Here is a 15,406-nt window from a genome sequence, read left to right as displayed (position 1 = left end):
ATTCACTGAACAAAGCACAATAGAAAGACTAGAACTTAGTCTAGTCTTTTACATATCAAATAATGACATTATTTCATCTTCAGATAATTTGGTAATTAATGTTTCTCCTTCTTTGATTACTTTATCTATCATTTCCTTTTTTCTTTCTTGTATATTAAATATCTTTTCTTCTATGGTTCCCTTAGTAACTAGTTTTATTACTTGCACAGTTTCTTCTTGACCTATTCTATGTGCTCTATCTGTTGCTTGATCTTCTACTGCTGGATTCCACCAAGGGTCAAAATGAATTACCATATCTGCTGAGGTTAAATTGAGTCCCGTGCCTCCAGCCTTCAAAGATATTAAAAATATATCTCCTATGCCTTTATTGAAATCCCTTACTAGATTACCCCTTTCTACTATGGGAGTTGAGCCATCTAAATATAGGGTTTTAATTTTCTTCTCTTCTAAAAGAGTTCTAATTTTTTGTAACATTGTGGTAAATTGTGAAAATATTAGTATTCTATGTCCTGATTCTACAGCTTCTACTACGATTTCCTCTAAGGAATCTAGCTTCCCACTTCCGCCATTATATCCCTCTATAAATATTTCAGGGTGACAGCATATTTGTCTTAGTCTAGTCAGTCCTGCAAGTATTTTTATATGACTTCTGCCATATCCTTTTGAATTTATTTCATCATAAATTTCCCCTTTTATTGCCTGTAAATATGCTAAGTATAGTTTTTTCTGCTCTTTAGACATTTCTATCACTATTTTTTGTTCTATCTTATCCGGCAATTCTTTGAGTACATCTTTCTTAGTTCGTCTCAATATAAAGGGTTTAATCTGATCCCTTAATTCCTTTAGCTTTTCATTATTATTTTCCTTAGATATTGGTCTTTCATATTTTTCTCCAAATTTTCTACTGCTTAAAAGATAGCCTGGCATTAGAAAGTCAAATATAGACCAAAGCTCAGATAAGGAATTTTCCATTGGAGTTCCTGTTAAAGCAAAATAATGTTTTGCCCTTATGTTTTTAACGGATTTAGCGTTTAAAGATTCTTGGTTTTTAATGTATTGGGCTTCATCTAATATACAATGTCTAAAGGATATATTTTTATATTCATCTATATCTCTTCTAATCAATGGATATGATGTAATTAATAAATCATAATCCTTGGAATTGCTGATTAGATTTCCTCTGTCCACCTTATTTCCAGTTATAACCAAAGTCCTAAGACTTGGAGCAAATTTTTCCACTTCATCTTCCCAGTTATACACTAAAGATGTGGGTACTATGACTATACTAGGCTCTATACCTTTTTCTTTTTTCTCCGATAATAAGAAACTGATGATTTGAATAGTCTTTCCTAACCCCATTTCATCAGCTAAGATTCCGCCAAAGCCATAGTTAGTTAGTGTTTTTAACCATTTAAATCCAAATCTTTGATAATCCCTTAAATCTGCATTTAGGTTTTCTGGTAATTTGTATTCTATATCTTCTGGATCATTTATATCCCTTACCAATCTTCTAAAGTCTATGTTTTTCTTAATAAAGTCGATTCCCCTATTGTGAATAAATTTATCTAAATACATTGTTCTAAATTTAGGGATCTCCAATGTACCATTTTGAAAGTTTCCTATATCAATATCTAAGTAATCTAACATATCTATTATATCATTAAATTCTTTATTATTAAGGGATAAAAAAGATCCATTTTTTAACTTATAATATATTTTTTTCTTTTTTATGCTCCTAAAGATTTCTTCTAATTCGTTATCTTCTATACCTTCTATATTGAAATCAAAATGAAGCATATCCAACTTATTATCAAGTCTTAATCCACTTCTGAAGTTTTTAGGCCCTATCAGTCCCATATTCTTAAAGCTTTCGGAATAATATATTTCTGAATGTTTTTGTAGTTCTGGAATAATATCATTTATAAAATCAAAAATTTCTTCTTCCTCTTCTAAGTAAAATCCTCCATCTTCCACTTTAAAATCTCCATGCTCTAGAAAAGACATTACAGTTCTTTCCTTTTCTATATCTCTTAACAAAATCTTATTGGTCTTTTTGTTTATATCTTGAGAAGAAAATGGATTTATATCTATATCTCCATAATTAAATATAACTTTACCTAAAATTAAATCTCCTTGTCTATCAAAGTATATAGTTGAGTTCAGCGGTTCACTATGAATTGAATCTTGTACAGTTTTATCTATTTCTAAATTGGAGTTTCGTCTAATAATTGGAAGGATTTCAGATACAAAAGTATTCTTTAACTCTTTTTCTATTCTTATGGCATCCGTATCTTTTCTATTTATTTCATTGAATATAGGTCTTATGGTATTTGTTTGATGTTCTGATAGTTTATAAATATTTCCTTTATAAAAAACATATTTCCAATCTTCCGTTAAAGGAACTATATCTATATCGTCTACCTTCAAAAGAAGGTCATTTTGACTTTCCACCAGTTTTAAGTTTAAATCTAAATCTCTATGAATAATGGATATTTCTTTGAAATCTATATGATTTATTTCTGCATTGAATTTTCGACTTTTAATTATTTCAAAGAATCTTTCTAAGGATTTTGGACTAAAGTTTACTTGGCTTCCTTTAAATATACTAAAATGTCTAGAACCAAAATAATTGTTGTAGTTTATTTCATAGTTTTCATATAATATGGTTAAATAGTCTATTAGCTCTTGGTCTTCATTATCAAAACAATGAATCTCTGGAGAATATACGAAGTTTTTCCCAAATTCTATTATTTTTTCTCCACGTATATCCGATATAAATTTTCCTAGACTTCTAATTACATATAGCTTATTTTCTCCTATTCGCATTTCAAGTCTAGGAATTTTATCTGTAAATTTAAAATTTATTTCTAAATTTAAAGGCATTTTAGCATTGTTAGGAGTTTGTCTATAATAATGAAGTATGTTCTTTATATCCCCTTCAGATTTTTGCTTTTTTATTGACCCTGTATTTTCATAGTCCATAATCAACATCAGTAATGCCACTATATGTTTACAATCACCATAATGCTCTTTAAAATCTTGGCAGGTACAAGTTGTTTTTTTTATTGAATTGCTCATATTAAATTCAACTGTTGATTCATATTTGGAATTCCCATATATACTGGCAACATAATAGTTATGACTTGGAGTTGATTTTACTTCTTTTACTTTACCAGAATTATAATATTCTCTCCCCATTATAAAAGTATTATAGGAATCTATTCTATCTATTATTGTTTCATTTGTTAGTCTTGACATCTATTCACCACCAGATTAAATACTTTATATATTATATTATACTTTAAATTTAATTACTTCTCCATGTATTTATCTGGCAGTAATATAGTAATGGTAGAGTATGATATTTTTTATTTTATATTAAAATTTAACTTGAGAAACTATTTCTTCTAATTTTTGTGATATATCTTCATTTTTCTCAATTATACTGCTTATATCATTTATTCCCTCTACTATATTCATATTTTTTTCTGCTATGGTTGTTGCTGCTATAGTTGACTCCTCTACAGTAGTAGATACTTCATTCATAGATACAGTTATTTGATTTACAGTTGCTGCAAGTTCTTCTGCCGTTGCACTAAGATCTGATATTATATTGCTTAAATAAGAACCATCTTCCTTATACTGGGTTATAGCATGTACCATTGAATCATAGTCATTAGTCACATCTTTTTCCAAGAACTCTACTAATACACTTGCTCCATCTATTAGGCGTTCTACAGCCTTAGTAATATTATCTGTTACATCTTGTATTTCTCCAACAGTTGAATTAGAACCTTCAGCAAGTTTTCTTATTTCGTCTGCTACTACTGCAAACCCACGACCACTTTCTCCAGCCCTTGCTGCTTCTATTGCTGCATTTAATGACAATAGTGACGTTTTCTCTGATATTTCAAGTATTGCATTTGATAGTACATTTATTTTATTTACTTCTCTTGAAGCCTCTATAGCTCTTTCAACTTCAGTTTTTGCATCACGATAAACATCCATGGACTTACTTCTAGCTTGAATAAACTGTTCACTTAATCCATCTGCTTTTATACTTATTTCATTAGAAGCATTTGCCCCATCTTCTACTTTAATTGCAAAATCTGATAATGCCCCTTCTATTTCACCAACGGATTCATTTATGGATAAAGTAGTGGCTGTGCTTTCTTCCATACCTGCTGATAATTCTTCTGTAGTTGCTGAAGTATCTTCTGCTTGACCTAATAGATAATAAATTTTACTCACAGTTTCCCTATTTACTTCATAATTGACCTTAACAGAATCATCCATATTCTCCATGAATACTTTAAGTCTTTCTATAATAAGGTCAAAAGACTGATACATCTGCCCCAATTCATCTTTTCTTTTTAAGTCTTTTTCTTCAATCTTCTGTGATAAATCTAGATTTGATATATTCTCAGCAATTTTAACTGACGCAACAATAGGTTTTGTTATAGTATTTGCCATAGATAAAACTAATACTGTAGATACAAGAATTACAGCCACTGCAGCTATTATAGTAAATAATGTTGCCGTATCTATAATCCCCATTGTACTGTCTTTTGATATGGCTATAATTACATTCCAATCTGCTTCCTTTATATTTCCATAGAAGAAAAGTCTTTCTGTACCATCTAAATCTTTTATAGTTCTATCTTTAATTTCATCTCCTGTTAGTCCTATAATTCCTGCTATTTTTCCTTCCAACAAATCTTCTATCTTACTAAAATTACCTTCTTTAGGTTTAAATTCATCTTCCGGATGTGTCAATATACTTCCATTATTATCTATTAAAAAAGCATATGAATCTTCTCCATAGTCAGCGGAGTCAACATAATCTACTAAATAATTAACCAATATATCCATTCCCATTGCACCTTTTCTACCACTTTTAGTCTCAAACTGTTTAGCAATAGTAATTACCATATCTCCTGTTATGGTATCTATATATGGCTCAGTTATGAAAAAATCTTCAGTAGACATGGCTCCTACATACCAAGGTCTAGTCCTTACATCAAAATCTGGGGGAAGATCTACATCTTCTCCTAAGTAGGTTTCTTTATTATCATAACCAATATAGAAGACATTTTCCGAATATTGTTTAGTCAGTCTTTTTAGAAAGGATACCATGGTGTCACTGTCATAGACCTCATCATAGATTGATGTTTCTATAATACCGTTTAAAAACTCTTTTTGTTCTATTATCCATTTATCCATTTCCTTAGCAGCACTATTTGCCTCTAATATAAGTTTCTCATTAATTTCCTTTTCTAAGTTTTTAATAAACAAAGAATAGTCAATACCTGAAATAATCAAAATTGAGACAATACAAATTGCTGTTGTAAATACTAATAGCTTCTATTTTAATTTCACAAAACTTTCCTCCTTATTTTTTTATATTTCTTTGACTTCCAATTTCCATAACCATACTGATTAATTTATCTATCTCTGGCTTTGTAATCTGTCCATCAGCACCAACACTTAAACCTCTATGTTTTAAGTTTTCACTAACAATAGATGAAAATAGAATTACAGGAATACTTTTTAATCTTTCATTGGTTTTTATCTCTCTTGTTAAAGTCAATCCATCCATAACCGGCATCTCTATATCAGTAATAACACAATATACTTCATCTTCTGATACTTGACGTAAATAATCTAGTGCCAATTTACCATTACTAAATTTTTCTACAATGGCTCCTGCTTTAATAAATGATTCATTTACTATTTTAATCAAAAAAACGGAGTCTTCTGCTACTACTATTTTCTTTCCTTCTAATCCTCGTGTACGGCTTGACTCTTTTAATGACAAAGATGGGTCTATGTCAGCAAGTATTTTTTCAAAATCTAGCATTAAGATAATCCTTTCATTATCTTTAACTACTCCAGTTGTAGGCGTTTCATTATCAGAAATTAGTATATGTGAAGGTGATTCTATATCTTGCCATGATAATCTTTTAATACCTTCAACTCCACTAACTTCAATGGCAAAATCATTATTATTAATATGGATTAAAATTAACAATCTGGGCTCATTTGGGTCTTGACACTCTTTACTTAAAGCTTTTAACATATTAATTACTGGAATAACTCTTCCTCTGTAGTTTATAACACCTTTTACATTTTTATGAGCATTAGGAACATCTGTAATTGGCAAAGTTTCAATAATGCTCTCCACTTTTGCCACATTTACTCCAAGTATGCTCTCCCCCACATTAAATACAACAATCTCCAATTCATTAGTTCCACTTTCTAATAATATCTCCTTACTCATTTTATCTCCTCCAATCTAGAAATTAAAAACCGACTACTTTATGCCATATTTATTTTAATAAACATATTTCACCAATTATACCCCTTAACTCTGAAAAAATTCTAAACAAATAAACTTTTTTGACTATCTTTGTCTATTTTTGTCTTTAATCTTTTATTCTTTAGAGTTGTTTGTCTTAAAACCATATATTTTACCTTATGTTAAATGTATGTTAAACTTTGCGAATCTTATCAACATTTGCATTTTTATGTCACATTCGGGTATCTTTAGATATATAAGTATGAGGGGGGAGTTTATATGATGAAATTTAGAAGTATAAAGTTTAAAAGTATAAGAGCTTCATTGTTAAGTATTATTTTACCTTTAGTAATTATAGGTATGATTTCTATTTCAATAATCAGCTATTTTTATTCTAAGTCTATAATTAATAATGAAATTGCAGAGAAGATGAATTCTCAAATAAACTTTATTGCTGAATCCATTGAGAAAAATTTGTCTACTCATAACCAATTGGCTGTAACTTTAGCTAAATCTGTTGAAGCCTCTCTTTCTACTGCTAATGAGGAGACATATATTTCAACTATTAAAAAATTTGTAACTACTAATAATGATACTTTTGGATCTGGTATATGGTTTGAACCTTATGCCCTTAATAATGAAGAAAAATACTTTGGTCCTTATGTTCATAAAGAAAATGGACAAGTGTACTTAACTATGGAATATAGCAATGATAGTTATAATTATTTTGAATATGATTGGTATATTAACGGCAAAAATGCCGTTAGTGATTCTGCATGGAGTGAACCTTATTATGATGAAACTTCAAATATTACGATGATTACTACTTCTGTTCCATTTTTGGGAGACTCTCAAGAAGTACTAGGAGTAGTCACAGCAGATATAGACTTAAATAGTATACAAAATCTAATAGCTGAAGTAGAAGTGGGAAAAACAGGATGGGCATTTTTACTTAATAATGATGGACTGTATATTGCAGATAAAAATTTAGATAAGATTATGAAAGATAATATTTTAATGGAATCTAATCAAAGTTTCGTAGAAATGGGAAATAAGATCCTGGAAACTAAATATGGAAATGGAGATTATTTAGATAATGGTGAAAAGTTTACAGTACATTATTCTCAAATTCCACAAACAGGTTGGATTATTGGACTTACCATATCTCAAAGTGAATTATATACCCCCTTAAAGAGTTTAATGACAAATATATTTATATCTTTTATAATAAGTTTAATTCTAGTAACCATAGGAGTTGTAATATATGCCATAAATTTAACTAAAAAAATGACTAAGTTAAAAGAAACGGCTGAATTTCTTGCTGACGGAGATTTCTCAGTTAGCACAGATATAGACTCTGTAGATGAAATAGGTGTCTTATCAAATAGTTTCAACTCTATGGTTCATAGTATAAGAAATCTTTTATCTGATGCAATAAATATAAGTAATGAAGTTTCAAATTCTGCCACTAATTTAGCTGCAACATCAGAGGAAACTGCTGCTTCTTCTGAAGAAATTGCTAGAACTATCGAAGAAATTGCTCGTGGAGCTGAAGACCAAGCCCACGATGCAGAAAGTTCTTCAATTATAGCCACATCTTTAGATGAAAAATTTAGAACATTAAAGATTAATAGTAGTATAATGTATGAAAATGCCCATGAAGCAAATAAAGCAAATAGTTCTGGCACCTTAGCTGTTAAAGAACTAATAGAAAAGACAAATTCAAATAATCAGTCTATGGTTAGAATCGAGAAAGCTATCCAAGAATTAAATCAAAAATCCAGTAATATTGGAGAAATATTAGACACTATATCTTCAATTGCTGAGCAGACTAATTTGCTTGCATTAAACGCCTCTATAGAGGCTGCAAGAGCTGGAAATGCTGGAAGAGGATTTGCTGTAGTTGCAAATGAAATTAGAAAACTTGCCGAAGGCTCCAAAAATGCTGCTAGTAAAATAGTTGAAATCGTTGAAAGTCTTCAACTGGAAAGTAATAATACTGTTTCTATAATGAGTGAAGTAAAATCTATATCGGAAGAACAAACCAAGGCTGTTGAAAGTGTTAACTTAACATTTAATGCCATATATGAATCTATTAAAAAAATTACTGCTGAAATAGAAGGTGTAAATAGCTTTATAGATATTTTAAATGAAGATAAGGACAAAATTGTTAGCTCCATTGAAAACATTTCAGCCGTATCACAAGAGACAGCTGCTGCTTCTGAAGAAATTACTGCATCTATGGAACAACAAGTATCTGCCATTGATGAAGTAGCTAAAAATGCTGAAATCTTAAATGAACTTTCTATAAATCTAAATGACAAAATAAATAAGTTTAAAATATAGAATGGGTTCATCTAATGATTTGTCAAGTCTTCATCTTTTGTTATATAATAAGATATATAATAAATTTTGTAGGGGGTAGTGTTTATGTTTAAAGAAATTAGACCTGAAGAATTTAATTTTAGTCCATTTAAGTTAATCGGTAAGGATTGGATGTTGATTACTGCTGAGAAGGAAGGAAAAGTCAATACTATGACTGCCTCTTGGGGTGGTTTAGGTGTAATGTGGAATAAAAATGTAGCATATATTGTTATTCGACCTCAAAGATATACAAAGGAATTTGTAGATAGTTCTGATTCATTTTCTTTGACTTTCTTTGATGACAATTTTAAAGACATATTATCCTATCTTGGTAATAAATCTGGTAGAGATGAAAATAAGATTGAAAAATCTAATCTTACAGTTATATATGATGACAATATTCCTTATTTTAAGGAAGCAAATATATCAATTTTTTGTAAAAAATTATTTGCACAGGAATATAAGCCTGAATCTTTCATAGTTCAAGATCTTAACGAAAAAAATTATCCTAATGCTGACCATCATACATTATATATAGGCGAAATAACAAAGATTCTTGCGAAGGAATAAGTTATTATGATTTTTAGGAGATATTGTTATGGAAAAGAAAACAAATAAATTTGTAATTCCAGTTTTAATTGCTTTGCTTTTTATGAACTTTTTTCTACTTAATAAAGTAATAAATATAGATAATAGATTAAATCATTTATCCAGTAATGTTAATGGAATTAATGATCATGTATCTAGAACCCTTGATGGTTTATCTCATGATATTTCAAGCAAACTGGAAAAACAAGCTAGTATAATCAATGATTTTTATTACGAATTTGGAAGTATACAAGATGGAAATGTGGATATATCTCTATCCGTTAGTCCTAAGTCCATATCCAATGATGATAAGTTTTATTTTTCATATAAAATTGGAGACAGTGATTATAGTCTTATGGAAGCCGTAAGTTCCGATGGAATTAATTATAATTCTTCCATCAATATTCCTATGAAGGATACTTTAAATCTAAACTTTGTAATAGATAATGGTACCACAAAGAAAATTGAACATCTAGAAAATCTACCTGCCTTTGAATGGCAATTGTTAGAAAGCTTTAGAGTAAGTACAAGAGGTGGATATTCCTATGTCAATCCTAGCAAATCATTATCCTTTACAAATGCTACTTATGGTTTTGAGCATTTTTTGAAAAAGAAAGATGAAAATGCTTCTTTAAGAGATGTATCTCTTACTTTAAAACATAATAATAATATAATAAAAACTTATCCTATGGAAGAGGACCCTATGGAAACCCATGACTCTTATATCTACTACCTTGCTACTATTGATGACTTTACCTTGAAACTAGATACTAATGATACATTTGAAATCTATATAACAGCTAAGGATATGAGAGGATTCAGTATCAAAGCTAATATTGACAAATTTACTATTGATAAAAATGGTAATATAATTTCAGATTTTGATCATACGGAGAATATTATAATATATTAAAAAAAACTAGGATTTACCTAGTTTTTTTAATATATTATAATATTATTTATATCCCATGATTATAAACATATCTTCATTATCCACTTCTTCTAAAATTTTAAGTCCTGCCTTTGAAAAAAATGATTCCATAGTTTTCATTGTAGGAAGATTATCTTCTTTAACAGTTTCGTCTGCACTTTTATGAAGATTGTTAATATCTTCTCTGCTTTGGGAATGACAAATTATAAGTCTACCATTTTCCTTTAGTTTTTTTGCTAATTTACAAACTGCTTCCTCTTTTCTATCTTGAAAATGAGGGAACATAGAGTAGCAAATAATATAATCATAACTTTCTATTTCATTATTCTCTAAAATATCAGTACATTCAAATACGATATTTTCATATTTATTCTTTTCCTTAGCGACTTCAATCATTTTTTCAGCTATATCAACTGCCTTTACTCTGCCTAATTTACCTACTTTTTGAGATAAACTTGGAATCAATACTCCTGTTCCTGTTCCCACATCTAAAACATGGCTGCCTTTCTTTATGTCTATTAGGTCCAGTATATATTCTACCTTTATCATATTGTGATTACATACTTCATCCCAAGTATTTGCTATATTGTTGAAAAAATCTTTTTGTGATTTCATTTCTTTCCCCTATACTGCTGTATTTTTAAATCTGTTAGTTGATAATACAATTATAGGTATTAAGATTAATTGTATTACAATTCCTGGAAGTCCATTAATAATTGCACCTTGTATAAATAAAACTGGACTTGGAAGTTGTACTGTAAAAAATGTTATCAATGCCCATACAGCTATGCCAGCCATTATTCTACCACATATCATACTAATAATAAGTGATATATAGACATTAAGTTTTAATTTTCTATAAAGTAAACTTACTACAGCACTATAAACTGTCAATTCTAAAGCCATATATGGCAGTACTGGAAAAACTGGCGGCATCCCAGTTAGTAACGAACTTAAAACAGGAGTCAATATACCTACAGCAATTGCAAATGGTAGTTCTAAAAAGAAACCAGCAATTAATACAGGAATGTGCATAGGAAGAAAGACTGGACCTCCCCCTCCAAATCCATGAAATACTATAGGCAATATAAGTCCCATAGATACAAATATTCCTGCTAATACTAAATCATTTGTTTTTTTATTTTTCATATAATCCTCTCTCTCAACATGCAATTATTTCTTTAATCATAAATTCTTTTCCGCTTAATAACTCTATATCCTCTCCACTACAATAGGGACAGCAGTATTTATTCTCAATTAGGTTAAATACTTTGCCACAGTTTCCACACATTCCATTTGCTGGTAAAACCTCTATTTGAAGTTTTGTGTTCTCAAGTATGGTTCCATGAACTGCTGCTGGATAACAAGCCTCAATATATCTGGGTATCATAGAAGATAATTGTCCTATTTGAAGTACTATAGTATCTATATCTGTTATTCCATTGACCTTAGCAAAATTCTCCACTGTTTTAGCAACTTTAATAACTACACCTAGTTCATGCAAATAACTCACTCCTATGTTCTACTTATATACACCTATAGATTTTTTTACCTTATGAACAACCATTCTGCCTTTACGCTTAATCATATTTTTAACTATTATTGGTTTTAAATCTTCAAAGGATATATTTTCTTCATCATATTTTCTTACGAGGGATATGGCATCAAATTTACATCTTGTTGTACAAGCTCCACATCCTATACATAGGTACTCATCTGATACTGTTGCTCCACAACTTAAACAGCGTTCTGTTTCCTTCTTTACCTGTTCTTCAGTGAAAGTATCTCTTAAATCTTTAAAAGAAGTCTTTGCTACTTTTCCATCTACATGGTCTATTTTCTGTCTTGGAGTATTATCATAGCCTTCAAATACTAGATTTTCCTTATCTAACTTATGGTATAGTTTTCTATCACGACCTAATACTAAACTTTGTCCAGGCTGAACGAAACGATGAATAGAAATTGCTGCTTCTTTACCTAAAGCAATAGCATCTATGGCAAATCTAGGACCTGTCATGGCATCTCCACCTGCGAACATATCTGGTTCAGCAGTTTGAAGTGTAAATGAGTCGGCTTTAATTGTCTTATTTGGATTAAGTTCTATTTTAGAATCCTCCAATAGATTCCCCCATTCAATTCCTTGACCTATGGATAACAATATATGGTCTGCTTTTACTGTAATAGTAGTATCTTCATCATACTGTGGACTGAATCTTCTGTTTTCATCAAATACGGAAATACATTTTTTAAATTCCATAGCCACTACACGACCATTTTCTCTAATGATTCTTTTAGGTCCCCAAGAGTTGTTAATTACAATGTCTTCTGATTCAGCTTCTTGGACTTCTTCATCTAAGGCTGGCATTTCTTTTCTACTTTCCAAACAGAACATATCTACCTTTGCCGCTCCTACTCTTGTAGCTGTCCTAGCTACGTCTATGGCTACGTTTCCTCCGCCTATGACTATTACATTTCCTTGGAGATTTACTTCTTTACCAAGATTTACCTCACGAAGAAAATCTACACCTGTAATAACGCCTTCTCCATCTTCTCCCTCAATGCCTAAATTTCTTCCTGATTGTGCTCCTATTGCAAGATAAAATGCTTCATATCCCTGTTGTCTTAATGTCTTTAAGCTTATATCTTTGCCTACTTCAATACCAGTTTTAAACTCTACTCCTAATTCCTTTAGAATATCTATTTCTGCATTTACAACATCTTTTTCTAGTCTATAGGATGGAATTCCAAGAGTTAGCATACCACCTAATACTTGTTGTTTCTCAAATACTGTTACTTTATATCCGTCAATTGCTAAATAATATGCACAGGATAAACCAGAGGGTCCTGCACCTATAACAGCTATTTTCTTTCCATAGTTATGTCTAAGTTTTGGTATATATCGATTTTCTTCATTTAAATCCTGCTCTGCTATAAACTTTTTAATATCATCTATGGCTATTGGATCATCTATATCTCCCCTAGTACATTCTGCCTCACATTTCCTTGGACATATACGTCCACACACTGCTGGAAAAGGATTTTCATTTTTAATTAATTCAAGAGCCTCCTTATATTTACCTTGAGAAGCTAATTTGATATAACCTTGTACAGAAATATGAGCTGGACACTGAGTTTTACAAGGGCTTGTACCAGAATCTACTACATTTTCTCTATTTATACGATAATCTGGGTTCCATTTATCTGAAGTCCATTCTGTATTAGATGGTAGGTCTATTCTTTTATTTTCTTCAATAGCAGTCTTTGTACATATTTTTTGACCTAGCTTTAAGGCATTCACTGGACATACTTGAACACACTCTCCACAGGCAACACATTTTTCTTTATCTACATGAGATACATAGTTAGACCTAACCATGTCGTTATTTAAAAACATTCCTGCTGTTCTTAAAGATAAGCAGCTACAGCCACAACAATTACATATTGCATGGGTTTTTCCAGTTCCATCTAAATTAGGTATCTGGTGCATCAGCCCATTTTCCTCTGCCTTTTTTATGATTTCAAAAGCTTCTTCTTTAGTTATTTCTTTACCTCTGCCTGTACGAATATAGTATTCTGCCGCATGACCTAATTGAATACACATATCTTCCTTTAAATGTCCACATCCTTCTCCCATGATTTCCCTAGATGTACGACAAGAACAGTCAGATACTGAAAATATATCACTGTCATTTAAGTATTTTGATACTTCCTCATAAGATGCTCTCCTAGTCTCACCATCAATGGCAGTTTCTATAGGTATAACACGCATTAGACCTTTACCTACTGGAAATACACCTGCTGTCTTTGGTCCTCTTACTCTTCCGTAGGCTTCAAATGCCTCTGCTATTTGAGGATATTTTTTTACATTTTCCTTATTGTTTACCATCATTTCCATAACCCCTGGCACCCAAGTATCAAGCCAGTATTTATCTTCTCCATCTATTTCGTTTACAAAACAAGCACCAGCCATTGCCAATTCCCATAGATGTTTTTCTGCATATTCTATAGACTTTCCACATAAAGGTGCTACTTCTTTTGCACTTTTTGGCTTTCTAAATTCCAAACATAATCCTACTTCTGCCATTTCATCTGTGACAACTGGTTCTAAAATCATATACTCAGGGTCATTATAGTTATATGAAGATTTTGAGCCTTGCTTTTTTCTACCAATATGGTTTGCTAATTCTAATACTTTTGGTTTTCCCATAGACTTTCCCTCCTATTGTATACTCTCTACTACTCTTGCCAGTTTCTCACTTCTGCTCTAATCCAATTTGCCCATTCATCAATTCCCTCTCCTGTTCTTGCAGATATTGGGATTATTTTTATATTTGGATTTAATTTCTTCGCACGTTCCACTACAGCTTCTAGGTCAAAATCAAAATAATCTAAGGCATCTATTTTATTAATAAGTAAAACATCTACAATTGAGAACATCAATGGATATTTTAATGGTTTATCGTCTCCCTCTGGTACACTTAGTATCATAGCGTTTTTAGAGGCGCCTGTATCAAATTCTGCTGGACATACAAGATTTCCTACATTTTCTAATATTATAAAATCAAGGTTTTCAGTACCTAATCCCTCTAGACCTTGCTTAGTCATATCAGCATCTAAGTGACACATTCCCCCTGTGTGTAATTGAATAACCTTTGTACCTGTCTGAGCTACTGCATAAGCATCTACGTCAGAGTCTATATCTGCTTCCATTACTCCAATTCTCATGTCATTTTTCAATGCTTCAATGGTCTTTAAAACTGTAGTTGTTTTTCCAGAACCTGGTGCTGACATTAGGTTTAGTAAAAACGTCTTATTATTCTTCAATTCACCTCTAAGTAAATCTGCCTGCTTATTGTTATCCTCAAAAATACTTTCCTTAATTTCTAAAATCTTAAATTCCTTCATTCTATCCGCCTCCTATAAAGTTTCATTAATCTAAAGTGGTTACTATAATCAATATGAATCGTTACTTTTTTGTCACTTTAATTGTATTTAAAATAAATTTTATTGTCAAAAATTCAAGGATTGAGCATTTCCAATGTTATCTAACTTTTCATTTCATGTATGGTTTACACTTATAATATAACAAACCCCTATATCAATGGGTTATAAGATTATTATATGTAAATATTACTTGAATGTAAAAAAGTCCTTGAAATACATTAACCAGGTGATAAACTAGTAGTTAAATATATGTTATTTTTTTAACCTAATTTTAAAAATAT

The 15,406-nt window shown here is 30.7% G+C and carries 11 protein-coding genes; 3 read left to right on the top strand and 8 right to left on the bottom strand.

Annotation, left to right across the window (positions count from 1 at the left end):
* Positions 1-48: 48 nt before the first annotated feature.
* From FYJ83_RS11365 to FYJ83_RS11355, 3 genes are all read right to left on the bottom strand, one after another.
* The gene (locus FYJ83_RS11365) at positions 49-3,258 is read right to left on the bottom strand and encodes a DEAD/DEAH box helicase (protein ID WP_154440664.1); all 3,210 of its coding nucleotides are present in this window, start codon (positions 3,256-3,258) and stop codon (positions 49-51) included.
* 120 nt (positions 3,259-3,378) lie between these two features.
* Entirely contained in the window at positions 3,379-5,322 is a 1,944-nt protein-coding gene (locus FYJ83_RS11360) for a methyl-accepting chemotaxis protein (protein WP_154440662.1), read from the bottom strand.
* Positions 5,323-5,392: 70 nt separating this feature from the next.
* The gene (locus tag FYJ83_RS11355; protein ID WP_154440660.1) at positions 5,393-6,280 is read right to left on the bottom strand and encodes a chemotaxis protein CheV; all 888 of its coding nucleotides are present in this window, start codon (positions 6,278-6,280) and stop codon (positions 5,393-5,395) included.
* A 297-nt stretch (positions 6,281-6,577) separates the two neighbouring features.
* Between FYJ83_RS11355 and FYJ83_RS11350 the strand changes: the two genes are divergently transcribed.
* The 3 genes from FYJ83_RS11350 to FYJ83_RS11340 all read left to right on the top strand — a co-directional run bounded on the left by FYJ83_RS11350 (position 6,578) and on the right by FYJ83_RS11340 (position 10,163).
* On the top strand, positions 6,578-8,644 hold the full coding sequence (locus FYJ83_RS11350; RefSeq protein WP_154440658.1) for a methyl-accepting chemotaxis protein: 2,067 nt from the start codon (positions 6,578-6,580) through the stop codon (positions 8,642-8,644).
* Positions 8,645-8,728: 84 nt separating this feature from the next.
* A complete protein-coding gene (locus FYJ83_RS11345; RefSeq protein ID WP_154440656.1) occupies positions 8,729-9,232 on the top strand; it encodes a flavin reductase in 504 nt (167 codons plus the stop codon).
* A 28-nt stretch (positions 9,233-9,260) separates the two neighbouring features.
* On the top strand, positions 9,261-10,163 hold the full coding sequence (locus tag FYJ83_RS11340) for a hypothetical protein (protein WP_154440654.1): 903 nt from the start codon (positions 9,261-9,263) through the stop codon (positions 10,161-10,163).
* A gap of 42 nt (positions 10,164-10,205) precedes the next feature.
* Here FYJ83_RS11340 and FYJ83_RS11335 read toward each other — a convergent pair whose 3' ends face one another.
* Genes FYJ83_RS11335 through hypB form a run of 5 tightly spaced genes read right to left on the bottom strand, consistent with a single transcriptional unit; the run spans position 10,206 to position 15,086 of the window.
* Positions 10,206-10,796 (bottom strand): class I SAM-dependent methyltransferase, encoded by a 591-nt coding sequence (locus FYJ83_RS11335; RefSeq protein ID WP_154440652.1) that lies wholly within the window; start codon positions 10,794-10,796, stop codon positions 10,206-10,208.
* A 9-nt stretch (positions 10,797-10,805) separates the two neighbouring features.
* Complete coding sequence (locus FYJ83_RS11330) at positions 10,806-11,330, bottom strand: ECF transporter S component (RefSeq protein WP_154440650.1); 525 nt, start codon at positions 11,328-11,330, stop codon at positions 10,806-10,808.
* Positions 11,331-11,343: 13 nt separating this feature from the next.
* A complete protein-coding gene (locus FYJ83_RS11325) occupies positions 11,344-11,685 on the bottom strand; it encodes a hydrogenase maturation nickel metallochaperone HypA/HybF (protein ID WP_154440648.1) in 342 nt (113 codons plus the stop codon).
* 18 nt (positions 11,686-11,703) lie between these two features.
* Entirely contained in the window at positions 11,704-14,388 is a 2,685-nt protein-coding gene (locus FYJ83_RS11320) for an FAD-dependent oxidoreductase (protein WP_154440646.1), read from the bottom strand.
* Between the two features lie 29 nt (positions 14,389-14,417).
* Entirely contained in the window at positions 14,418-15,086 is a 669-nt protein-coding gene (gene hypB / locus FYJ83_RS11315; protein ID WP_154440644.1) for a hydrogenase nickel incorporation protein HypB, read from the bottom strand.
* Positions 15,087-15,406: the final 320 nt, after the last annotated feature.

Source organism: Tissierella pigra, assembly GCF_009695605.1.
Classification (GTDB): Bacteria; Bacillota; Clostridia; order Tissierellales; family Tissierellaceae; genus Tissierella; species Tissierella pigra.
Note: the sequence above shows the minus strand (reverse complement) of the source record. Positions and strands in the feature narration are given on the sequence as shown.